The 21,940-nt window shown below is 68.4% G+C and carries 19 protein-coding genes and 2 pseudogenes; 15 read left to right on the top strand and 6 right to left on the bottom strand.

The window, feature by feature from the left end:
* Positions 1–5: 5 nt before the first annotated feature.
* From G7072_RS06355 to G7072_RS06410, 12 genes and pseudogenes are all read left to right on the top strand, one after another.
* Positions 6–1,109, top strand: coding sequence for a PEP/pyruvate-binding domain-containing protein (locus G7072_RS06355; RefSeq protein WP_166084772.1), 1,104 nt, complete (start codon positions 6–8; stop codon positions 1,107–1,109).
* Between the two features lie 73 nt (positions 1,110–1,182).
* Positions 1,183–2,997 (top strand): PEP-utilizing enzyme, encoded by a 1,815-nt coding sequence (locus tag G7072_RS06360; RefSeq protein ID WP_166084773.1) that lies wholly within the window; start codon positions 1,183–1,185, stop codon positions 2,995–2,997.
* 79 nt (positions 2,998–3,076) lie between these two features.
* Positions 3,077–4,333: an aromatic ring-hydroxylating dioxygenase subunit alpha gene (locus G7072_RS06365; RefSeq protein ID WP_166084774.1), complete on the top strand. Its 1,257-nt coding sequence runs from the start codon at positions 3,077–3,079 to the stop codon at positions 4,331–4,333.
* On the top strand, positions 4,326–4,619 hold the full coding sequence (locus G7072_RS06370; RefSeq protein ID WP_206063305.1) for a hypothetical protein: 294 nt from the start codon (positions 4,326–4,328) through the stop codon (positions 4,617–4,619). The genes G7072_RS06365 and G7072_RS06370 overlap by 8 nt, the downstream gene beginning before the upstream one ends.
* Position 4,620: 1 nt before the next feature.
* Positions 4,621–5,286: an HAD-IA family hydrolase gene (locus G7072_RS06375; RefSeq protein ID WP_055810449.1), complete on the top strand. Its 666-nt coding sequence runs from the start codon at positions 4,621–4,623 to the stop codon at positions 5,284–5,286.
* Positions 5,279–6,247 carry a PDR/VanB family oxidoreductase gene (locus tag G7072_RS06380; RefSeq protein WP_166084775.1) on the top strand — a complete coding sequence of 323 codons (969 nt, stop codon included), beginning with the start codon at positions 5,279–5,281 and terminating at the stop codon, positions 6,245–6,247. Before G7072_RS06375 ends, G7072_RS06380 begins: the two co-directional genes overlap by 8 nt.
* A complete protein-coding gene (locus tag G7072_RS06385; RefSeq protein WP_240917172.1) occupies positions 6,244–7,053 on the top strand; it encodes a 2-keto-4-pentenoate hydratase in 810 nt (269 codons plus the stop codon). The genes G7072_RS06380 and G7072_RS06385 overlap by 4 nt, the downstream gene beginning before the upstream one ends.
* 1 nt (position 7,054) lies before the next feature.
* Positions 7,055–7,963: pseudogene (locus tag G7072_RS06390) on the top strand (acetaldehyde dehydrogenase (acetylating)); the annotation flags it as partial.
* A 101-nt stretch (positions 7,964–8,064) separates the two neighbouring features.
* The gene (dmpG, locus tag G7072_RS06395; RefSeq protein WP_166084777.1) at positions 8,065–9,201 is read left to right on the top strand and encodes a 4-hydroxy-2-oxovalerate aldolase; all 1,137 of its coding nucleotides are present in this window, start codon (positions 8,065–8,067) and stop codon (positions 9,199–9,201) included.
* The gene (locus tag G7072_RS06400; protein WP_166084778.1) at positions 9,201–10,001 is read left to right on the top strand and encodes a fumarylacetoacetate hydrolase family protein; all 801 of its coding nucleotides are present in this window, start codon (positions 9,201–9,203) and stop codon (positions 9,999–10,001) included. The genes dmpG and G7072_RS06400 overlap by 1 nt, the downstream gene beginning before the upstream one ends.
* A complete protein-coding gene (locus G7072_RS06405) occupies positions 9,992–10,201 on the top strand; it encodes a 2-hydroxymuconate tautomerase (protein WP_055810457.1) in 210 nt (69 codons plus the stop codon). The genes G7072_RS06400 and G7072_RS06405 overlap by 10 nt, the downstream gene beginning before the upstream one ends.
* 5 nt (positions 10,202–10,206) lie before the next feature.
* Positions 10,207–11,637, top strand: coding sequence for an aldehyde dehydrogenase (locus G7072_RS06410; protein ID WP_166089769.1), 1,431 nt, complete (start codon positions 10,207–10,209; stop codon positions 11,635–11,637).
* A 395-nt stretch (positions 11,638–12,032) separates the two neighbouring features.
* Here G7072_RS06410 and G7072_RS06415 read toward each other — a convergent pair.
* Positions 12,033–13,272 (bottom strand): annotated as a pseudogene (locus G7072_RS06415) (IS256 family transposase).
* Positions 13,273–13,823: 551 nt separating this feature from the next.
* On the opposite strand from G7072_RS06415, the gene G7072_RS06420 reads away from it, so the two are divergent.
* Together G7072_RS06420 and G7072_RS06425 are read left to right on the top strand one after the other, a co-directional pair.
* A complete protein-coding gene (locus G7072_RS06420; protein WP_166084779.1) occupies positions 13,824–14,408 on the top strand; it encodes a helix-turn-helix domain-containing protein in 585 nt (194 codons plus the stop codon).
* A 65-nt stretch (positions 14,409–14,473) separates the two neighbouring features.
* Entirely contained in the window at positions 14,474–15,055 is a 582-nt protein-coding gene (locus G7072_RS06425) for a PIN domain-containing protein (protein WP_166084780.1), read from the top strand.
* 505 nt (positions 15,056–15,560) lie between these two features.
* Here G7072_RS06425 and glnA read toward each other — a convergent pair.
* The gene (gene glnA, locus G7072_RS06430) at positions 15,561–16,985 is read right to left on the bottom strand and encodes a type I glutamate--ammonia ligase (RefSeq protein ID WP_166084781.1); all 1,425 of its coding nucleotides are present in this window, start codon (positions 16,983–16,985) and stop codon (positions 15,561–15,563) included.
* Positions 16,986–17,186: 201 nt separating this feature from the next.
* Here glnA and G7072_RS06435 point away from each other — a divergent pair, with 201 nt between their 5' ends.
* The gene (locus G7072_RS06435) at positions 17,187–17,612 is read left to right on the top strand and encodes an RDD family protein (RefSeq protein WP_166084783.1); all 426 of its coding nucleotides are present in this window, start codon (positions 17,187–17,189) and stop codon (positions 17,610–17,612) included.
* 27 nt (positions 17,613–17,639) lie between these two features.
* Here G7072_RS06435 and G7072_RS06440 read toward each other — a convergent pair whose 3' ends face one another.
* Genes G7072_RS06440 through G7072_RS06455 form a run of 4 tightly spaced genes read right to left on the bottom strand, consistent with a single transcriptional unit; the run spans position 17,640 to position 21,940 of the window.
* Positions 17,640–18,530, bottom strand: a complete 891-nt coding sequence (locus tag G7072_RS06440) for an alpha/beta hydrolase (RefSeq protein ID WP_206063307.1) — start codon at positions 18,528–18,530, stop codon at positions 17,640–17,642.
* Between the two features lie 10 nt (positions 18,531–18,540).
* Positions 18,541–19,836, bottom strand: coding sequence for a cyclopropane-fatty-acyl-phospholipid synthase family protein (locus G7072_RS06445; protein ID WP_166084784.1), 1,296 nt, complete (start codon positions 19,834–19,836; stop codon positions 18,541–18,543).
* Positions 19,833–20,573, bottom strand: a complete 741-nt coding sequence (locus G7072_RS06450) for a DUF1365 domain-containing protein (RefSeq protein ID WP_166084786.1) — start codon at positions 20,571–20,573, stop codon at positions 19,833–19,835. The genes G7072_RS06445 and G7072_RS06450 overlap by 4 nt, the downstream gene beginning before the upstream one ends.
* Complete coding sequence (locus G7072_RS06455) at positions 20,570–21,940, bottom strand: FAD-dependent oxidoreductase (RefSeq protein WP_166084787.1); 1,371 nt, start codon at positions 21,938–21,940, stop codon at positions 20,570–20,572. The genes G7072_RS06450 and G7072_RS06455 overlap by 4 nt, the downstream gene beginning before the upstream one ends.

Raw genomic sequence — 21,940 nt, forward strand, 5'->3', positions numbered from 1 at the left:
CCCAGATGACCGAATGCCCCAGCGTCCTGCCGTTCGGCAACCTGGCCGCCGAGTTCCACCCCCAGGTCGGCGGCAAGTGCGCCTCCTTGGGAGTGATGATCCAGGCCGGGCTCCCCGTCCCGCCAGGATTCGCGATCACCACCCACGCCTTCGCGGAGGCCGGTGAAGCCTCCGGCTTGATGCCGCGCATCAGCGAGCTCCTCGCGCAGACCGACATCACGGACTCGGCCGCCCTCGAGGCCGCTGCCGCACAAGCCCGCGAAATGGTGACCAGCTGGAAGCTGCTGGACGAGCACCAGAACCTCCTCGACCAGAACTACGCCGAGCTGTGCGAGCTCGTCGGTATCCCGGACGTCCCGGTCGCCGTCCGCTCCTCCGCTACCTCCGAGGACTCCCCGGACGCATCGTTCGCCGGCGAGCACGACACCTACTTGTGGGTGTGCGGCATCGACAACGTGCGGCAGAAGGTCCGCGAGTGCTGGGCGAGCCTGTTCACGGAGCGGGCCATCGTCTACCGAGCCGAGATGGGCTACCCCCACGACGAGGTCGACATGGCCGTCGCCGTGCAGAAGATGGTCAAGCCCCGTAGCGCGGGCGTCGCCTTCACCCTCGACCCGACCAACGGCGACCGGTCCGGCATCTGCATCGACGCGGCCTGGGGTTTCGGCGAAGGGGTCGTCTCCGGCGACGTCACCCCGGACAACTTCCTGGTCGACAAGGTCATGTGGAGCATCAACCGGCGAACCATCAGCCCCAAGACCCACGCCCACCTGCTGGTCGCGTCCGACAACGGCGCCCACCCGACGGTCGGCCGTGTGGAACTGCCGGCGGAGCAGGTCCACGCCCCGTCGCTGACCGACGAGGAGATCGTCGCCGTAGCGAGGCTGGCCCGCACCGCGGAGAAACACTACGGGAGCCCGCAGGACATCGAGTGGGCCGTCGACGAGGACCTCCCGCCCGGCGAAAACGTCGTCCTCCTCCAGGCGCGCCCCGAAACCGTGTGGAGCAAGAAGCACCACGCCGTCAGCGGCAAGAAGGACCCCATGGCCTCCATCGTCGACACCTTGGTCAACCCCCTCTCTGCCAGGAAGGGGGCCGCGACGGGCTGACTCGGGTCAGCACAGCGCACTTGCGCGCACATCCCACGACTCGACACCTCACCCGACGCAAGGAAGAAGACCCATGGCCGATCGTTTCCCCAGCCCCTTCGAGATCGAAGCACCCGACGGTGCCGACGGCTGGCAAGAGCTGTACTCCTACTCCGCCGTGTTCTCCAGGGAACGCCGCGACTACGAGGACGGCGGCTTCTGGTTCCACGACGGAGTCCACTGGCCCGAGGCCCTCACGCCATGGGACGCCGGCGTGTTCGAGGTCGCCATCGCCTCGCTCGGCCAGTACAACACCCGCCACTACCTCGTCCCGCCCGCCTACGGCGTCGACTTCCGTATCCTCAACGGCTACGCCTACCTCAGCCCCGTGCCGGCCCCGGAGGGCGACATCGAGAGCCGGGTGCCGCACTTCATGGAGCGGGCCGGCTACTACTTCGCCAACTGGGACCGCCTCTACGACGACTGGCTGGTCAAGGTCCGGGCGTTGGTGCAGCAGATGAGCGAGCTCGACTTCAGCCCGCTGCCCGAGATGGAGGACATGGACGTCATCACCTCCGGCGCCGGCCGCGGGTCCGGTGACCGGTTGCTCTCCACCTACCACCGGCTCCTCGATCACGTCGTCACCCTGTGGCAGCACCACTTCGAGTTCCTCAACCTCGGCTACGCCGCCTACCTCGACTTCTTCGGCTTCTGCAAGGCCGCCTTCCCCTCCATCCCCGACCTGGCAATCGCCAAGATGGTCGCCGGCGTCGACGTCGACCTGTTCAAGCCCGACGACCACCTCAAGAGCCTCGCCCGGCTGGCCGTGAGCAGCAGCATCGACGACCGCTTCGACGGCGGCAGCCCCGACGAGGTGTGGGCCAAGCTCGGGACCGACGAGGCCGGGCGGGCGTGGATCGCCGAGTGGGACAAGGCCGCGGAACCGTGGTTCAACTTCTCCACCGGTTCCGGGTTTTACCACTCCGACAAGATCTGGATCCAGAACCTCGAGGTCCCCCTGGGCTACATCACCGACTACATCGTCAAGGTCAAGGAGGGCGTGGACCTCAACCGGCCCGTGGAAAAGCTGCACGCCGAGCGCGACCGGGTCGCCTCCGAGTACCGCGAGCTGCTCGACTCCGACGACGACCGCGAGACGTTCGACGGCAAGCTCGGCCTCTCGCGCACTGTGTTCCCCTACGTGGAGAACCACAACTTCTACGTCGAGCACTGGGCCCACTCGGTGATCTGGCGCAAGATGCGCGAGCTCGGCGACGTGCTCAAGGACGCCGGCTTCATCGCCGAGACCGACGACGTGTTCATGTTCCGCCGCTCCGAGCTGGTCGAAGTCCTGTTCGACCTGTACGCGGGATGGGCGGTTGGTGCCCCCTCGCGGGGCCCCGCCCTGTGGCCCCAGCAGATCGAGCGCCGCCACGCCATCCACAACACCCTCAAGGGCTGGTCGGCCCCGCCGGCGCTCGGTGTGCCACCCGAGGTCGTCACCGAGCCCTTCACCGTCATGTTGTGGGGCATCACTTCCGACTCGGTGTCGGCCTGGCTCAACACCGGCAGCGACTCCGACGACGGTTCCCTGAGCGGCTTCGCGGCCTCGCCCGGCCTCGTCGAGGGACCCGCGCGCGTCATCTTCTCCGCCGACCAGATCAGCGAGATCGAAGACGGCGAGATCCTCGTCGCCCCCCTGACCGCACCGTCCTGGGCGCCGGTGTTCGGCAAGATCAAGGCCACCGTCACCGACGTCGGCGGAATGATGAGCCACGCGGCCATCGTCTGCCGCGAGTACGGCCTCCCGGCCGTCACCGGCACCGCGTTCGGCACCAAGAACATCACCACCGGCCAGCTGATCCGCGTGGACGGCAACACCGGCACGGTCACGATCCTCGAGGGCTGAACGCTCCCTCCGCCCACTCTGCCCACCGGCCCGACCGCATCTGAAGGCCTGAGACCGTCCCACAAGGAGAGACAACGACATGCTGACTGTCGAGCAGAACGAAGAACTGACCCAGGTGGGTCCCGGCACTCCCATGGGTGAGCTGCTCCGGCGCTACTGGTACCCCATCGCGTTCGAGCAGGACTTCGACAAGCGACCCAGCAAGACCGTGCGGCTGCTCGGGGAGAACTGGACGCTGTACAAGACCCCCTCGGGCAAGTACGGGATCATCGGCGAGGCCTGCCCCCACCGCCGTGCCTCCCTGACCTACGGCATCGTCCACGAGGACGGCATCCGTTGTGGCTACCACGGCTGGAAGTACGACTTCAACGGCCAGTGCGTCGAGCAGCCGGCCGAGAACGACAACACGACCTTCCGCGACAAGATCAAGGCCAAGGCCGGCGTCGCCCAGGTCCTCGGAGGAATGGTCTGGGTCTACGTCGGACCCACCCCGGTGCCCGAGCTTCCCCGCTTCGACGTCTACGTCCTGAACGGCATCAGGGACGTCGGCGTCGCGACGCTGAACTGCAACTGGTTGCAGATCATGGAGAACTCCGTCGACCCGCACCACGTGGAGTGGCTGCACGGCGCCTACTTCGAGTTCCTGGGCCAGACCCAGGGATTCGAGGCACCCAAGTCGTTCCAGAAGAAGCACATCAAGGTCGCCTTCGACGAGTTCGAGTACGGCATCATCAAGCGTCGGATCCTCGAGGGACACGGCGAAGAGAACGACGACTGGGCCATCGGCCACCCGCTGATGTTCCCCTACGGCATGCGCGTCGGCGGGCAGTGGATCGACCAGATGCAGATCCGCGTGCCGATCGACGACACCCACACCTGGAAGCTCTTCTACTCCCTGCACCACCCCGAGGGCGGCACCTGGGAGAAGCAGGAGCGTCCCGTGGTCTACGACTTTGAGATCTACGACGAGGACGGCAACTTCGTCACCGACTACGTTGAGGGCCAGGACGCGATGGCTTGGGTCTCGCAAGGCGAGATCACCGACCGTACCCAGGAACACCTGGGGCGCTCCGACCAGGGCGTCGCCATGCTCCGCAAGATGTTCAAGGAGGCGATGTCCTCGGTCGAGGACGGTGAGGACCCGCCGGGCGTGGTGCGCGAGAAGCACGACGTGATCGACCTGCCCTGCGAGAAGGACAAGTTCGGTGCCGGCACCGCGTTCACCGACCAGTGGATCAACGGTGGCTCGATGCGGTACAGCCCGATCCGCGAGGAGCTCCTCAAGCTTCACCGCGACGCCGCCGCCGTGCGGGAGAAGGCGGACTCCGGTGCGTGAGATCGACCAAGCACGGCGGGCGGCCCACCACGGACCGATGCCGGACCTGCCGCCGGACCCCTACCTGCTGCCGCCGCCGGGGGACTGGTTCGCCTCCGACGCGGCCCACCACCTGCTCGACAAGCCGAAGTTCTGCCCTTCCTGCGCATCGTCGTTGGACCGCGGCCTGACCACGGAGTGGTGGAGCGGGCACGAGCGGATCTTCATGACGTGGTGCGCGGCGTGCCGGTGGACCGGGAACGTGGTGCTGTTCGACAAGGCGATCATCGAGGAGCCGGAGCACTGAGATGACTGTCCCCGCCCTGGTGCTCGACTTCGGTGGCCCGGTCCTCCTCACGCCCTTCGAGCTGGTCGAGGAGCGGACCGGGACCCCGATCCACGCCCTCCTGCACGGCCGCGGACCGCTGGCATCCCCAGACGACCCGGATCCGGTCTGGCAGGACCTCCAGGCGGGCCGGATCACCGAACGTGACTACTGGGCAGACCGAGCGCTGCAGTGGGACCGGGAGGGGGGCCACGGCTCGGACATCAGGGCGATGATCGCGCACCTGTACGAGCCGCCGCGCCCCAGCCTGGTCCGTGAGGAGGCGCGTCGGCTGGTGCGCGACGCCCTAGCCGCCGGGCACCCCGTCGGGATCCTCACCAACGACCTGCACGCCTTCCACTCCGAGGAGTGGGTGCAGCAGATCGAGATCGTCGGTGACGTCGACGTCGTCGTGGACGGATCCCTCGAAGGGCACCTCAAGCCCGACCCCAGGCTCTACGTGCTGCTGTCCGAACGGCTCGACGTCAGCTTCGCCGACATGGTCTTCCTCGACGATCAGGCCACCAACATCAGAGGTGCCGAGGCGCTCGGCATCCCATCGGTGCTGTTCGACGTCACCGACCCCGAGACGTCCTACGCAGAGGTGCGCAAGCTCCTCCAGCTACCCGAGGAGGACCACGATGGTTGAGCAGCGCGAGCTTCGCGTCACCCAGATGACCCTCGAGGCCGAGGGAGTGCTCTCGCTCCGGCTCACCCGGATCGAGAGCGACAAACCGCTACCGGCGTGGGAACCCGGATCCCACATCGACGTCTACGTCCCCGACGGCACGACCCGGCAGTACTCGCTGTGTGGCGACCCCGAAGACCTGTCCTCCTACCAGGTGGCGGTCCTGCGTGAACCCGAAGGCCGCGGCGGCTCGGCCTTCATCCACGACGAGCTCAGGGTCGGAGACCGGCTGCTGGTGACGCGCCCCAAGCAAGGCTTCGCCCTCGAAGACGCGACCTACCACGCACTGGTCGCCGGCGGGGTCGGCATCACTCCCATCATGGCGTTCGCCGAGCACCTCGACCGCCAAGGTCGCCCGTTCCGACTGGTCTACGGCGGCCGCACCCGGGACTCCATGGCGTTCTGCCCTCGCCTGGGCGCTCTGGGGGAACGGGTGGAGCTGCTCGCCGAGGACGTCGACGGCAGGCCCGACCTCGACGACGTCGTCAAGCAGCTCCCCGACGGTGGGCTGATCTACGTGTGCGGGCCACTGCCGCTGCTGCGAGCCGTCGAGGCGGCCGCCGAAGCCGTCCACGGACCCGACCAGGACGTGGTGCGGTTCGAGCTCTTCAGCCGCGCCGGCGTCGAACCGAAGGAGTCGGTGCCTCTCGACGGCGACAACTACGAGCTCGTGCTCGCCAAGTCCGGCCACACCCTGCGGATGAAGCCCGACGCCAACATCCTCGACACCGTCCTCGCGCTGGGCGTCGAGGTCGAGAACGACTGCCGCGACGGGATCTGCGGGTCCTGCATCACCAGCGTCGTCGCAGGCACCGTCGACCACCGGGACCTCGTCCTGACACGCAAGGAGCAAGCCGCCATGAACAAGATGATGATCTGCTGCTCCCGACCGACCAGCGACCGGCTGGAGCTCGACCTGTGATAGATGACGCCACCCGGACCGAGGTCGCCGGGCTCCTCCTCGACGCCTACGAGACCGGCAAACCCATTCCGCCGCTCACCGCGACCTACGACCTGACGCTCGAGGACGCGTACGCCATCCAGGTCCTGCAGATCGAACGGTTCCTCGCGCAAGGCCGCAGCGTGAGAGGACGCAAAGTGGGACTGACCAGCGCCGCCATGCAGCGACTGCTGGGAGTCGACGAACCCGACTTCGGGCACCTCCTCGACGACTTCTTCTACCTCGAGCACGCGCCGATCCCGCTGACCCGCTTCGTCCAGCCCCGGATCGAACCCGAGGTCGCGTTCGTGCTGAAGAAGCCCCTGACCGGGCCCGGCGTCACCGCGCACGAAGCCATCGGCGCGGTCGACTTCGTCCTCCCCGCGCTCGAGATCGTCGACAGCCGCATCGAGGACTGGAGGATCGGCCTGTTCGACACCATCGCCGACAACGCCAGCTCCGGCGCCGTGGTCCTCGGCTCCACACCCACCCCCCTAGCCGACGTCGACCTCCGCCTCTCCGGCTGCGTCATGACCCGCAACGGGGCCGTGGCCGGCACCGGAGCCGGCGGCGCAGTCCTCGGATCGCCGTTGACTTCACTGGTCTGGCTCGCCAACACCGTCGGCGCCCGCGGAGTCGCCCTCGAAGCCGGACAGGTCATCCTCCCCGGCTCCGTCTGCGCGATGTCACCCGTCGCCGCAGGCGACGTCTTCACTGCGACCTTCGCCGGCCTCGGCAGCGTCACCGCCCGATTCGCCACCCACGACTCCGAGCAGAATGAGGTCTGACATGACGAACGCCAAGGCAACCGCGGCCATCGTCGGCCCCGGCAACATCGGGACCGACCTGATGTTCAAGCTGATGCGGCGCAGCGAGATCATCGAACCGCGCTACATGGTCGGCGTCGACCCCGCCTCCGACGGTCTGGCACGCGCCAAGCGCCGCGGACTCGAGACCAGCGCCGAGGGCGTCGACTGGCTCCTCGCCCGAGGCGAGCTCCCCGACATCGTCTTCGAGTGCACCTCGGCCAAGGCCCACGCGGCGAACGCACCCCGCTACGCCGAAGCAGGCATCCTCGCCGTCGACCTCACACCCGCCGCAGTCGGTCCCTACCTGTGCCCCCCGGTGAACCTGTCTTTCAACCTCGACGCCCCCAACGTCAACATGATCACCTGCGGCGGCCAGGCCACCGTGCCCATAGTCCACGCGGTCTCCTCGGTCGTACCCGTGCCGTACGCCGAGATCGTCGCGTCGGTCTCCAGCCGCTCCGCCGGACCCGGCACCCGCGCCAACATCGACGAGTTCACCGAGACCACCGCATCCGCAGTCGAAGCCGTCGGCGGCGCGACTGTCGGCAAGGCCATCATCATCCTCAACCCCGTCGAACCACCCCTGATGATGCGGAACTCGGTGTTCTGCGCCATCCCGGCCGAAGCAGGCGAAGCGGGCCCGCTGCAGGACCAGATCCTGGAGTCCGTGCACGCGATGGTGCGCACCGTCCAGGAGTACGTGCCCGGCTACCACCTGCGAGCAGAACCGCAGTTCGACCCCGCCCGGGGCACCTGGCGCGACCAGGCCCGCATCTTCGTCCCCATCGAGGTCAAGGGCCGCGGCGACTACCTCCCCGACTACGCCGGGAACCTCGACATCATCACCGCCGCCGCTGCCCGCGTAGGCGACCTCATGACGGCTCACCGCCTCGGCGTGGAGACCTCGTGGAAGTCTTCCGCAGACCTCGGCGAGCTCGAGCCCGACGAGGCAGCGGTGGTGGCGACCCACCAGAAGGCAGGAGTCTGACCATGGGAGACATGATCATCCGCCCGGAGGACGCACCGTTGGTAACGACCGAGGTCACCGAGACCGACGTACGCGCCTACACCCCGGTGGCCGGACCCGCCGACCTCCGCATCACCGACTCCACGCTGCGCGACGGATCGCACGCGATGTCCCACCAGTTCACCGAAGAGCAGGTCCGCGGCGTCGTCGCAGCCCTCGACCGCGCCGGCGTGCAGGTGATCGAGGTCAGTCACGGCGACGGCCTCGGCGGGTCGAGCTTCAACTACGGGTTCAGCAAGGTCGACGAGTTCGACCTGATCGCCGCCGCGGTCGACGAGGCCGAGCAGGCGAAGATCGCGATCCTGATGCTCCCGGGCCTGGGCACGCTGGGGCACCTGCGACGAGCCCACGGCGTCGGCGCATCGGTGGCACGCATCGCCACCCACTGCACCGAGGCCGACGTCTCCGTCCAACACTTCGCCGAAGCCCGTGCACTCGGCATGGAGACCGTCGGGTTCCTCATGCTCTCCCACAGCACCACCCCCCCAATCCTCGCGCAGCAGGCACGGATCATGGCCGACGCTGGCGCACAGTGCGTCTACGTCGTTGACTCCGCCGGTGCACTCGTCCTCTCCGACGCCCAGGAACGCATCCAGGCGGTCCTCGACGAGGTCGGCCGCGACGACGTGCAGGTGGGATTCCACGGCCACCAGAACCTCAGCCTCGGTGTGGCCAACTCGGTGCTGGCCTTCCAGGCAGGGGCCCGCCAGATCGACGGCGCCCTGTGCGCCCTGGGCGCCGGCGCCGGGAACTCACCCACCGAGGTTCTGGCCGCGACCTTCGAGCGCATGGGCATCCGCACCGGGGTCGACCTGGGCGACGTCCTCTCGGCTGCAGAGGAAGTGGTGCGTCCGTTCATCCCGCGGCTGCCGTGGATGGACCGTGCCTCGATCACCCAGGGGTACGCCGGCGTCTACTCGTCCTTCCTGCTCCATGCAGAGCGGGCCGCCGAGCGGTACGGCGTCCCTGCCCACGCAATCCTGCAGAAGGTCGGCGAGTACGGGTACGTCGGTGGCCAGGAAGACATGATCATCGACATCGCCCTCCAGCTCTCCCAGGAGCAGGAGCTCGGCGACCTCGCCGCCGCGGGAGTCCGCTGATGACCACCTGGGACGTCGCGGGGGTGGCAGAGGAGCTGCTCAGGTGCGAGGACGAACGCCGCGACCGGGCCCCGTTCACCGACGAGTGGCCCGAGCTCGACCTCGACACCGGCTACACCATCCAGGACCTCACCCTGGAGAAGCGGCTGGCGCGGGGCGAGACGCTGGTCGGCGTCAAGCTCGGGCTCACCAGCCGTGCCAAGCAGGAGCGGATGAACGTCAACGTCCCGCTCGTCGCGTGGCTTACCGACGCGATGGTCCTCCCCGCTGGCGAGCGGGTGCCGCAGGAGCAGCTCATCCACCCTCGTGTGGAGCCAGAGATCGTGTTCGTAATGGGGGATCGGCTCGAGGGCCCCGGCGTCACCGCGGCGACCGCGATGGCGGCGGTCTCCATCGTCCTGGGCGGCGCCGAGGTGATCGACAGCCGCTACCGCGATTTCCGGTTCACCGCCGGCGACGTCGTGGCCGACAACGCCTCCTCCGGCGCCTATGTCACCGGCCCGGTCGGTGTCCCACCCAGTGAGCTCGACCTGTCCCTCGAGGCGGTGCTGGTGGAGGTCGACGGCCAGGTCGTCGACTCTGCGACCGGTGCGGCGGTCCTCGGCCACCCTGGAGAAGCGCTCGCCCTGGCCGCCAACGAGCTCGCCCGGCGTGGTCGCGCCATCGAACCAGGCTGGGTGGTCCTCACCGGCGGGATGACCGACGCCGTACCGATCCCGCCAGGGTCGTCGGTAGCAATGCACTTCACCAACCTCGGATCCGTCCACGTCCGCGGCGGGGAGGTTCAGCCATGCCCTTGATCGAGGTGACCATGGTCGAAGGCCGCACCCCACAGCAGGTCCGTGCCCTCATCTCCGCCCTGACTGACGCCGCCGTCGAGACGGTCGCTGCTCCACGGGAGAGCATCCGGGTGGTCGTCCGGGAGGTGCCCGCCACCCACTGGGCGGCCGGGGACGTCACCATCGCCGAGCGCCGCACCCCAGAGGAGACGACACCGTGAGCGACATGTTCTTCGGCCACCTCATCGACGGTGAGGAAGTCCCCTCGGTCGACGGGGCCACGTTCGATGTGTGGAACCCGTGGACCCAAGAAGTGTTCGCCCAGGCCGCGGAAGGTGGCCCCGAGGACGCCGCCCGTGCTGTCGCGAGCGCGCGAACCGCTTTCGACGACGGACCGTGGCCGCGTCTGGGACGTGCAGAGCGGGCCGACGCGATCCACCGTCTCGCGGACGTCATGGAACAGCACGCCGACGAGCTAGCAACGCTCGACACCACCAACATGGGCAAGCCCCTGGCACAGTCACGTCACGACGTGGCGAGGTCAGTGTGGAACTTCCGGTTCTTCGCCGACCACCAGCGAGACCACTGCGGCGAGGTCTACCCCATGGACTCCGGCCATCACTCCTTCAGTGAGTACGGCCCCGCCGGCGTCGTGGCTGCGATCAGCCCGTGGAACTTTCCTCTCATGATGGCCACCTGGAAGATCGCACCGGCCATCGCGTGGGGCAACACCTGCGTCATCAAGCCGTCCGAGGACACCCCCGCCTCGGTGACCCTCCTGGGGCGCCTCGCCGTCGAGGCCGGGCTCCCGAACGGCGTCATCAACGTGCTGAACGGGCATGGAACGCCCGCGGGCTCCTCCTTGGTCTCCGATGAGCGAGTCGACCGGGTCACCTTCACCGGATCGTCGGTCACCGGACGACACGTCATGGCGGCCGCAGCCGCGCACCTGGCTCCGGTCTCCCTCGAGCTCGGCGGCAAGGGCGCCAACATCGTCTTCGACGACGCCGACATCGACAACGCAGTGCACTGGGCCGTCGAGTCGATCTTCCGCAACTCCGGCCAAGTGTGTCTCGCTGGGTCGAGGCTGTTCGTCGGCTCGGGCATCTACGACGAGTTCATGTCCCGGTTCGTCGCTGCCGCCGAGGCCCTCACGATCGGCGACCCGTTCGACCCCGACACGAAGTTCTCGACCCTGGCCAGCAAGCGCCACTTCGACAAGGTCGCCTCCTACGTCGACGGTGTCGGCCCCGACGGTGGCACCGTCCTCACCGGCGGGGTGGACGACCAGGGTCGGTGGCTGGTGAAGCCCACCATCATCACCGGGCTTCCGCTCAACGCAGCTGCCTACTGCGAGGAGATCTTCGGACCGGTGTGCGTCGTCAACCGATTCGACTCCGAGGAGGAGGTCGTCGCACTGGCCAATGACACCCGCTACGGCCTCAACGCCATGCTCTTCACCGAGAACCTCTCACGAGCCCACCGCGTCGCCTCCCGCCTTCGCGCTGGCACGGTGTGGGTGAACTGCTTCTTCATCCGCGATCTCCGCACACCCTTCGGCGGAGTGGGCGACTCCGGTGTCGGGCGGGAAGGCGGAAACTTCAGCCGGGAGTTCTTCACCGAACCGAAGGCTGTCGTCATGCAGATCCAACGCTGACCATCCGCTCGTAGAGTTCGCACATGGATCTCGACCTCCAGGACCGCGTCTTCATCATCACCGACGCGGAACCCGGACTTGGTGACGTTGTCGCGAGTGAACTCGAGACCGAGGCGCTCGAGTCGTGCGCAGCACGTCCAGCAACCGCGCCGAGACGGACGGCCTTACGCTCGTGGCGCGGGCGGAGGCCGAATGGGGACGTCTCGACGGCGGCCTCGTCTTCGTACCGGCCTCAGAAGCAGGCTCGGTCCACGACGTTCGCGACGACGGATGGGCCCTTGGCTTCGAGACGACCTTCCTTCACGTCGTGGACACGCTCGGACAGATCTCGCGGGCACTACCTGCTGGAGGACTGCGCCCCGCTGGGTGGTGGGCTTTGAGGTGATCCTCAGTGCCTACCGGTCGTCGCTCTCGATGGCGGCGACAGGCTCAGTATTGCTGGTGTCGTAGAGCTTGGCCATGGAGCCTTCGGAGAGGTAGCGGCGGTCGCCGGCGATCCATTCGTCGTGGATGTCGATGAGGACCGCGCCGACGAGCCTGATCACTGCGGCGGCGTTGGGGAAGATTCCCACGACGCGGGAGCGGCGTTTGATCTCCTTGTTGAGCCGCTCGAGGGGGTTGGTCGACCAGATCTTGCGCCAGTGCTCGCGAGGGAAACGCGGTGAAGGCCAGCACCTCGGCCTTGGCGGCGTCCATGAGGGGTCCGAGCTTGGGGAACCGGGCGGCGAGCTCGTCGCGGGTCTTGTCCCACCCGGTGTGGACGTCGTCGGCCGACGGCTGGGCGAAGATCATCCGGAACGCCGCGGCGACGTAGTCAGCCTGGCCCTTGGGGACGTGGGCCAGCAGGTTCCTGGCGAAGTGGACCCGGCAGCGTTGGTGCGCGACGCCTTGGAACGCCCTCCCCAGGGCCGCCACGAGGCCGGAGTGCTGGTCGGAGATGACCAGGCGCACCCCACCCAGGCTGCGTTGCTTCAAACTGAGCAGGAACGCCCGCCAGAACACTTCGTCCTCGCTGTCGCCGACGTCGAGACCGAGGATCTCCCTGTCTCCGTTGGCGGTGACGCCGGTCGCGACCACCACCGCCATCGACACAACCTGGCCGCCCTTGCCTGGGTGGTTGCGGACGTGGAGGTAGGTCGCGTCGAGATAGACGTAGGGGAACTCGACGTGCGCCAAGCTCCGGGTGCGGAACGCTCCGACGGTCTCATCGAGACCCTCGCAGATCCTTGAGACCTGCGACTTCGAGATCCCGGTGCCGCCCATCGCCTCCACCAGGTCGTCGACCGAACGGGTGGAGACGCCATGGACGTAGGCCTCCATCACCACCGCATAGAGCGCCTGGTCGATGCGGCGACGGGGCTCGAGGATGACGGGCATGAACGAGCCCTTGCGCAGCTTGGGGATCCGCAGCTCGACATCGCCGGCGGTGGTGGTCAGCACCCGCGGCCGGTGACCGTTTCGCTCGTTGGTGCGGTCCTCGCTGCGCTCATACGGCGCCGCACCGATCCGTTCGGTCGCCTCGATCTCGATCAGTTCCTGCAACGCGACCCGGACCGAATCTCGGATCAGATCGACGCCCTCGCCGGCGCGGAACGCCTCGAGCAGCTCGGACAGGGCAGACTGGGGCAAGGCCATCGGCTGGTCCTCTTTCGGTGTGTGCTTGGCGGTTCACACCGAAGATCCCGCCGATGGCCCTCTACGTCTTCACGCCTCGCCGCCAGCCCTCAAACCCCACCACCCCAGGGGACTCCTCTTGCTGGAGGGTCGCTGGTCGTCGTCTTCGATTCGGTGATCCACGAACCGGCGCCAGTGCGCTCTATGATCGGGGACGCGTTCGGTCGTGGCCTGGCGACGGTCGTCCTCCAGATGGCCGAGGAGCTGGGCCCCCGGGGAATCCGGACGAATGCGATACTGATGGGCCCCCTGGCCGGCAACCGCGAGCAGCCCGTCCTACCGGGGGAGGTCGCCTGCGCTCCGCCGGGCTGCTGCCGGACCACTGTCGGGATCTGGCTCCTGTCGAATCCGTGACGGACCTGGGCTTTGAGTCGTGTCCTGACCGGCATCGGGGGGCCGACTCCGGGCCCCGAACAAGCCACTTGGCTACCCTCGAAGTACACGCCTCATCCTACTTGCGAAACAATCGAAACGCCGGTACGTTTGTTTCGTAAGTAGAGGAGTGATGTCCGATGACCGCACAGTTGCTAGAGCAGACCTATCTGCCTGAGCCCGATGATGAGTTGGCTGAACTGCTCGACTTCTTCAAGCCTCATTCGCACAGCCAGGCCGGCGACTGCTCCGAAGACAGGGCCAGCGACAGCGCTGGTCGTGCTGGTAAGAGTGTCGCAGAGCCTCGGTACTTCCTTGCTGGGGACGGTCGTCGCGTCGAGCTTCCTGAAGCGTTCCACCGGGTGCTGCTTCAGGTCATCGAGGCGATGAAGGCCGGCAAGGCCGTGACGGTTGCCCCGCAAAGCCAGCTCCTGACGACCCAGCAGGCGGCTGACCTGCTCGGAGTGAGCCGACCCACGGTGGTAAAGCTCATCGACCAGGGCGCTCTGCCGGCGCTTGTGCCAGGCAAGAGCCGACGAATGATCAAGCTCGATGATCTCTTGGAGTATCGCGAGCGTCGTCGTGACTCCCAGTACCGGGCATTGATCGAGACCTCGGTGGACTACGACGAAGAGGTGGAAAGCCAGGAGCCTTCCGAAGAGCGGTTCCGCCGCGTCCGAGCCGAGGTGGCTGCTGCGCGCCGGGCTCGAAACAGCAGAAGCTAAACCAGCGCGACGCCCTCCCGCGTATTCCAAACCGGACCGCCGCGCTTGGCTGAGAGGATGGCGGCGTGTTCGCCGCCATCCTCGACACCTGCGTGCTCTGGCCCAGCCTCCAGCGCGACTTCTTGCTGTCGATGGCCATCGAGGGGTTGTACCGCCCGCTATGGAGTGAAGCGATTCTCGAGGAGCTGCACCGGCACGAGCAGGCCAAGCTCATCGAACGCGAGCACGCCTCCGAAGACCAGGCTCTCGCTGCCGCGGACCGGCTGGTCGGCTCTATGCGATCCGCGTTCGACGATGCTCTGGTCATCGGGTGGGAGCCGCTGGAGGGGACCTTCGGGCTTCCCGACGTCGACGATGAGCACGTGGTGGCTGCGGCGGTGGTGGGCGGCGCCGGCGCGATCGTCACCGACAACCTCAAGCACTTCCCGGTCGACAGGGTTCCCAGAGACATTCAGGTCCTCTCAGCCGTGGAGTTCGCCTCCAACACCGCGGACGTGAACCCCGAGCACGCTGCGAACGCGATCCGTGAGATCAGCCGACGGCACCAGAACCCACCGCACACTCCTCACGAGATCCTGGACCTCTTGGTGCACAGGTACGGCATGACTGACGTCGCTGAGCTGGTCTCTCCGCTTCTGGATGGCTAACAGTCGAGCCTCACCCACCGGGCCGCCGAGGTGCAGTCCTCCGGGGTCCGCACGCTGGGCCAGCCGCTGGGAAGGGTTAGAGCAGGGCTTCGGCGAACGCCTGGACGTCTGTGCCAGCCGCGTGGAGAGACTGCACAGTCCGTGCGGGCAGTCGTCCGAGTCGACCGAGCACGATTGCTTCCGCGAGGAACCGAGTTCCCGAGGACAGGTACTCCAGATGCTGCCGCCGGCAGGTCGGAGCCCATCGGCAGGAAGACGAGCGACTCCTCGGGCTTGAAACCGAGCAGGTGCGGGATCACCGCGATCAGCTCGTCGGGGAAGCGGACGGAGAGTGTCATACACACCAGGTGTGACACCTCGACCGCCGCACACGGCCCGAGTCTGGGCCGCACTGGGGCCGCAGAACAACGAAAAACAGCCCCTGACGCTGGAAGACTTCGAAAGACGTTTTCCCAGGTCAGAGGCCGTTCTCGGCCACTACTGACAGAGGGCGAAAACCCTAAAATCAGATGTCGTAGTAGAGCTCGAACTCGTGCGGGTGCGGACGCATCTGCACCGGCAGGATCTCCTGCGTGCGCTTGAAGTCGATCCAGGTCTCGATCAGGTCCGGGGTGAAGACGTTGCCCTCGGTGAGGAAGGCGTGGTCGGCCTCGAGGTTGTCGAGCACCGCGTTGAGCGACGTCGGCACCTGGTCGATCTCGGCCATCTCGTCCGGCGGCAGCTCGTAGATGTCCTTGTCGATCGGGGCCGGCGGCTCGATCTTGTTCTTGATGCCGTCGAGGCCGGCCAGCAGCAGCGCCGAGAAGGCGAGGTAGGGGTTGGCCGACGGGTCGGGGCAGCGGAACTCGACGCGCTTGGCCTTGGGGTTGGTGCCGGTGATCGGGATCCGCACGCAGGCCGAGCGGTTGCGCTGGCTGTAGACCAGCGAGATCGGCGCCTCGAAGCCCGGCACCAGACGGTGGTAGGAGTTCACCGTCGGGTTGGTGAAGGCCAGCAGCGACGGGGCGTGCTTGAGCATGCCGCCGATGTAGTAGCGGGCGACGTCGGACAGGCCGCCGTAGCCGGTCTCGTCGTAGAACAGCGGCGAGCCGTCGTTCCAGATCGACTGGTGCACGTGCATGCCGGAGCCGTTGTCGCCGAAGATCGGCTTGGGCATGAAGGTCGCCGTCTTGCCGTTGCGCCACGCGGTGTTCTTGATGATGTACTTGAACTTCATGACGTCGTCGGCGGCCTTGAGCAGCTCGTCGAACTTGTAGTTGATCTCCGCCTGGCCCGCGGTGCCGACCTCGTGGTGGGCACGCTCGACAACGAGGCCGGACTTCTCCAGCTCGATGACCATCTCGTCGCGCAGCTCGCCGAAGTGGTCGGTCGGTGCGACGGGGAAGTAGCCGCCCTTGTACTTCACCTTGTAGCCGCGGTTGTCGTTCTCGAAGGCGTCACCGGTGTTCCAGGCGCCGGCCGAGGAGTTGATCTCGTAGTAGCCGGCGTTGGCCTTGGTCTCGAAGCGCACGTTGTCGAAGACGTAGAACTCGGCCTCGGGCGCGAAGAACGCGGTGTCGCCGATGCCGGTGCTCGACAGGTAGGCCATCGCCTTGCGCGCGATGTTGCGCGGGTCGCGGCTGTAGGCCTCGCCGGTGAGCGGGTCGTGGATGAAGAAGTTGACCACCAGCGTCTTCGCGGCCCGGAACGGGTCGAGGTACGCCGTGGTCGGGTCGGGGAACAGCGACATGTCGGACTCGTGGATGGCCTGGAAGCCACGGATCGAGGAGCCGTCGAAGTTCAGCCCGTCGTCGAAGACCGACTGGTCGAACGACGAGACCGGGACCGTGAAGTGCTGCATGATCCCCGGCAGGTCACAGAAACGGACGTCGACCATCTCGACGCCCTCGTCCTTGATGAACTTCAGCAGCTCATCGCTGTTCGCGAACATTCGTCCTCCTCGACACCGGAGTCTCGATCCGGGTCTTGCGTGTGCGTGGGGTTTTGGGCGGGAGCCAACCGATGCGACGCTGCACCACTGCCGCTGAAGGTATGCAGCGCCAGTTTCCCGACCGTATCCCACGTGTTTCGCGCGTGTTACGCCGAGCACACAGGTCGGACCGGATCACGCGCGTCCCGATAGGTTCGGTCCATGAGCTCCCAGCGCGTCCCGAGCGACAGCCAGTACCCCGGCCACCGCCTCGGCCTGCCGGAGACCGGACCGGGGTCGGCCGCCGGCTGGGGCCGACGCATCGGCGCCCTCTTCATCGACTGGTTCGCCTCGTCGTTCGTGGCCTACGTGCTCATCGACGTGACCGGCACCAGCCTGCTGCAGGAGTGGCTGACGCTCGCCGTCTTCTTCACCGAGGTCTCGCTCTTCACCGGCCTGGTGGGCGGCTCGTTCGGCCAGCTCGCGGTGCGTGTCGGCATCGCGCGCCTCGACGGTCGTCCGATCAGCATCCTCAACGCGATGGTGCGCACCGCTCTGATCTGCCTGGTCGTCCCGCCGGTGGTCTTCAACCCCGACCGTCGCGGCATCCACGACCTCGTGGTCGGCACGATCGCGCTCAAGCGCTGACGCCGGGCCGCCGACGCAGCCCAGGCGCTAGCGGACAGCGGCGCTGAGCGCGTCCGTCACCACGTCGAGGGTCGCGCGCGCCTGGGTCCGGTCGCCGTCGAGGAAGTAGTGGTCGCGCCGCGGCACGACCCGGTGCGTCACCGGCACCCCCGCCTCCTCCAGCCGTACGGCGTAGCGGTCGCCCTCGGCGCGCAACGCGTCGTACTCCGCGGTCAGCAGCACCGTCGGGGGGAGGCCCGACACGTCGGGCGCGAGCAACGGTGAGGCGTAGGGCTCGGCCCGCCGCGCCGCGTCCTTGAAGTACGTCGCCCGCACGAGCGCCAGCAGGTCGGGGCCGACCATGGGCCGGCCCAGCACCGACGTCTTGGCCCGGGCGTCCTCGGCGACGTCGAGCGACGGCACGCCCAGCACCTGCAGCCGCGGTGAGCACGACGCGAGGTCGCGGGCCTGGAGGGCGGCGGAGGCCGCCAGGTTGCCACCGGCGCTGAAGCCGCCGACCGTCACGACGGCCCACCCGTCGAGGCCGGGCACGCCCAACCGACTCGGGTGGTGCGCCACCCACGCCAGCACGTCGTGGGCCTGCTCCTGCGCCACCGGGTAGCGCTTCTGCGGTGCCACGTCGTAGTCGACGTTGACCACGACGAGCCCGCACTCGGCGGCGACGTGGCGGCAGAAGAAGTCGTCCATCTGCGGGTAGCGCATGAGGAACGCACCGCCGTGCAGGTGCACGTAGGCGCCGACCGGGTCGCCGGGCGGTCGGTAGACCCAGCACGTCACCTCGCCGCGACGCGTCGGCACCGTCAGGCGCGTCGGGTCGGGCAGGTCGGTGCCGGAGAAGCGCAGCGCGTCGCCGTACCGCGCGCTGCGCGACGCCGAGCGCTGCAGGAACCACGCCGTCGCGTCGGCGCGCAGGCCCACGTCGGACCGCTCAGACCGCGGGGGAGGCGGGACGCTCGATGGTGATGATGGCGTCGTCGAGGTAGCCGCTGCGGAAGCCCGCCTCGCAGTAGGCGAGGTAGAACTCCCACATCCGGCGGAAGATGTCGTCGAAGCCGAGGGCCTCGACCTCGACCCAGTTGGCCAGGAACTGCTCGCGCCACAGCCGCAGCGTGTGGGCGTAGTGCGGCCCGATCGCCTTCACGTCGCTGGTGTGCAGGGTGGTGTGGCGGCCCAGCACGTCCTCGATCGCCTCGGTCGAGGGCAGCAGCCCGCCGGGGAAGATGTACTTGTGGATCCAGGTGTAGGTGTTCCGCGTGGCCACCATCCGGTGGTGCTCGATGAGGATGGCCTGGATCGCGGCCTTGCCACCGGGGGCGAGCACCTCGTCGATCTTGGCGAAGTAGGTGGGCCAGTACTTCTCCCCGACCGCCTCGATCATCTCGACGCTGACGACGGCGTCGAAGGTGCCCTCCTGGTCGCGGTAGTCCCGCAGCTCGACCGAGACCCGCTCGGTCTGGCCGGCCGCCTCGATGCGCTCGCGGGCGAGCTCGGCCTGCTGGGCCGAGATGGTGATCGAGGTGACCTGCGCGCCGCGCTCGGCGGCCCGGATGGCCAGGCTGCCCCAGCCGGTGCCGATCTCCAGCAGGCGGGTGCCGTCGGTGACCCCGGCGGCGTCGAGCACGGCGTCGATCTTGGCCAGCTGGGCGCCCTCGTGGTCGGCCTGCGTCGGCGCCGGGTCGAGGGTGTCGAAGAGGGCGGACGAGTAGGACAGCGACGGGTCCAGGAACAGCGCGAACATCTCGTTGGACAGGTCGTAGTGCCGGTGGATGTTCTTGCGCGAGCCGTCCTTGGTGTTCTCCTCCGAGCTCAGCATCTGCGGGAGAACGACGTGCCGCATCCGGTAGAACGTCGGCGGGATGAGGTCGGTCAGCCGCTCCGCGAAGGGCGTGAGCGCGTCGGCGAGGTCGGTGCCGGGTGCGACGTCCCACTCGCCGGCCATGTAGCCCTCGCCGAGACCGATCATGGGGGAGTGGCCGAGACGGGCGAAGAAGGCCTTGTCGTCGTGCAGCACCAGCCGCGGCAGGGCGCTGCTGTCACCGCCGAAGTGGGTGCCGTCGGCGAGGTCGAGGGCCACCGGCACCTTGCGCAGGATGCGGCGCAGCGCGAACTTCGCCGCGCGGGCCCGCGGCCCGTAGGTGGGAGCCTCCGGCACGGGCCGCGCCTGGGCGGTCTCGCCGGAGGTCAACGAGTCGGTGACGTCGAAGTGGGGCTGGGTGCTGGTCATGCCATTCCTTTCGGAGCCCGGTGCGGGGGGCGCGAGACGACGGGCAGGCGGCGCAGCCAGAGGCGTACGCCGTGCCAACGGATGAGCGCGCTGACGCGCTGGGAGGCCAGGGGGTCGCGCAGCAGCGCGCGCAGCGCCGTGCGCCGGGTGGCCGGCTGGAGACGGCCGACGACCGAGCCGGTGAACACCTGCTCGTCGCCCTGGGTCAGGGTGATCGCCACCGAGACGCGGTCGTCGGTGAGCCGGGCCCGGATGTCGTAGCGCCCCTCGACCGCGAAGAAGGGCGAGACATAGAAGTCCTTGTCGGTGGTCGTGCCGCCCGACGCGGTCTCGGCCGTCAGGGGGTAGACGTGACGCTCGCCGTAGGTGTTGTGCACCTCGGCGAGGATGCCCTCCAGCGCGCCGTCGGCGGCGAAGACGAAGTAGGTCGTCAGCGGGTTGAACACGTAGCCGGCGGTGCGCGCGTTGGTCAGCACCAGCACCCGGTCGGCGCTCCAGGACAGCTCCTGCTCGTCGAGCAGCACCCGCAGCTTCTCCGGCAGCGACGCGCCGCGGGTGCCGAGGTGGTCGGAGGCCCGGATGCTGGCCAGCCAGCGCCAGCGCCGCGGGATGCCGGCGTCGGGGTCGCCGGCGTCGACCAGCCACTGCGTGGTCCGGTGCGAGAACGTGTAGTCGAAGGGACGGGTGCGCCGGTGCGCGACCGTCGCCTTCACGACGTACGGGGGAGCGAGGGTCACCGGGCCGCCCGGACCAGGTCGTCGCGCTCGTCGCGTGTGGCGAGGACGTCCCCGTCCCGCGGCGGGAGGTCGGGCGTGACCGCGCCGAGCGAGGCGGCCGCGCGCAGGCCGGCCTGGCAGCCGTCCTCGTGGAAGCCCCACCCGTGGTAGGCGCCGGCGAAGGCGACACGTCCGTCGTTGAGCGCCGGCAGCTCGTGCTGGGCGGCCACCGACTCGGTCGTGTAGGTCGGGTGCTGGTAGCTCATCTCGGCGATGACCTCGCCGGGCAGCGCGTCGTCGCCGGGGTTCAGCGTGACCACGAGCGGCGCCTGCCCCGGGTGGCCCTGGAGCCGGTTCATCCAGTAGGAGACGCGGGTCCGGTCCTCGACCGCGTCGCAGCTGTCGAGGCGGTAGTTCCAGCTGGCGCGCACGGCGTGCTGCGCGGGCAGGAAGGACTCGTCGCGGTGCAGGAAGGTCCGGTTGGTGGAGTAGCCGAAGGCCCCCAGCACGCGGCGCTCGTCCTCCGTGGGCTCGGTCAGCATCTCGAGCGCGGTGTCGGCGTGGGTGGCCACCACGACCTGGTCGTAGGTGGCGGCGTCCGTCGAGCCGTCGGGTGCACGCGTCTCCACGCGGACGCCGTCCGCGGTCCGCGTCACGCCGGTCACCCGGGCGTCGGTGCGCACGACGTCGAGCCGGGCCGCCACGGCCTCGACGTACGCCCGGGAGCCGCCGACCACGGTGTGCCAGGTCGGAGCGTCGCGCAGCACGAGGAAGCCGTGGTTGCGCAGGAAGGCGAAGAGGTACGCCGCCGGGTAGCCCAGCGCCTCCTCGTGGCCCATCGACCACACGCAGGAGACGATCGGCAGGGCGTAGTGCTGCACGAAGAAGGGATTGAAGCCCTCGCGCTCGAGGAACTCGCCGTAGGACAGGTCGCTGCCGGTCTCCAGCAGCTCGAGGGCCGCCTTCTGGAAGCGCCGGACCGACAGCAGCAGGCGCCAGAACCGCGGGTCGACGACGCGACGCTTCTGGGCGAAGATGCCGCGGGCCGAGCGCCCGCCGACGTAGCCGAGGCCGCAGCCGGCGCACGTCACGCTCATGCTCATCTCGGTGGGGCGCGTGGCAACCCCGAGGTCGGCGAAGAGGCGGCGCAGGCCCGGGTAGGTGCGGTCGTTGAGCACGATGAACCCGGAGTCCACGGGCACCTGGCTGCCGCCGGGGAGGTCGACGGTGTGCGTGTGGGCGTGGCCCCCGAGCCGGCTCTCGACCTCGAGCAGCGTGACGCGGTGCGTCGCCTGCAGGGCGTGCGCCGCGCTGAGTCCGGAGACGCCGGCGCCCACGACCGCCACGGTGGGGCGCTCCGGCACGGCGGAGCCAGGGGTGGTGGTCAT

The organism is Nocardioides sp. HDW12B, assembly GCF_011299595.1.
In the GTDB taxonomy this organism is placed as follows: domain Bacteria; phylum Actinomycetota; class Actinomycetes; order Propionibacteriales; family Nocardioidaceae; genus Marmoricola_A.

What these genes read in the sequence shown, in the direction of transcription:
- G7072_RS06355 (WP_166084772.1), top strand. Translation starts at nt 6, where the DNA reads ATGACCGAATGCCCCAGCGTCCTGCCGTTCGGCAACCTGGCCGCCGAG.
- G7072_RS06360 (WP_166084773.1), top strand. Translation starts at nt 1,183, where the DNA reads ATGGCCGATCGTTTCCCCAGCCCCTTCGAGATCGAAGCACCCGACGGT.
- G7072_RS06365 (WP_166084774.1), top strand. Translation starts at nt 3,077, where the DNA reads ATGCTGACTGTCGAGCAGAACGAAGAACTGACCCAGGTGGGTCCCGGC.
- G7072_RS06375 (WP_055810449.1), top strand. Translation starts at nt 4,621, where the DNA reads ATGACTGTCCCCGCCCTGGTGCTCGACTTCGGTGGCCCGGTCCTCCTC.
- G7072_RS06380 (WP_166084775.1), top strand. Translation starts at nt 5,279, where the DNA reads ATGGTTGAGCAGCGCGAGCTTCGCGTCACCCAGATGACCCTCGAGGCC.
- dmpG (WP_166084777.1), top strand. Translation starts at nt 8,065, where the DNA reads ATGGGAGACATGATCATCCGCCCGGAGGACGCACCGTTGGTAACGACC.
- G7072_RS06400 (WP_166084778.1), top strand. Translation starts at nt 9,201, where the DNA reads ATGACCACCTGGGACGTCGCGGGGGTGGCAGAGGAGCTGCTCAGGTGC.
- G7072_RS06405 (WP_055810457.1), top strand. Translation starts at nt 9,992, where the DNA reads ATGCCCTTGATCGAGGTGACCATGGTCGAAGGCCGCACCCCACAGCAG.
- G7072_RS06410 (WP_166089769.1), top strand. Translation starts at nt 10,207, where the DNA reads ATGTTCTTCGGCCACCTCATCGACGGTGAGGAAGTCCCCTCGGTCGAC.
- G7072_RS06420 (WP_166084779.1), top strand. Translation starts at nt 13,824, where the DNA reads ATGACCGCACAGTTGCTAGAGCAGACCTATCTGCCTGAGCCCGATGAT.
- glnA (WP_166084781.1), bottom strand. Translation starts at nt 16,985, where the DNA reads ATGTTCGCGAACAGCGATGAGCTGCTGAAGTTCATCAAGGACGAGGGC.
- G7072_RS06435 (WP_166084783.1), top strand. Translation starts at nt 17,187, where the DNA reads ATGAGCTCCCAGCGCGTCCCGAGCGACAGCCAGTACCCCGGCCACCGC.
- G7072_RS06445 (WP_166084784.1), bottom strand. Translation starts at nt 19,836, where the DNA reads ATGACCAGCACCCAGCCCCACTTCGACGTCACCGACTCGTTGACCTCC.
- G7072_RS06455 (WP_166084787.1), bottom strand. Translation starts at nt 21,940, where the DNA reads ATGACCACCACCCCTGGCTCCGCCGTGCCGGAGCGCCCCACCGTGGCG.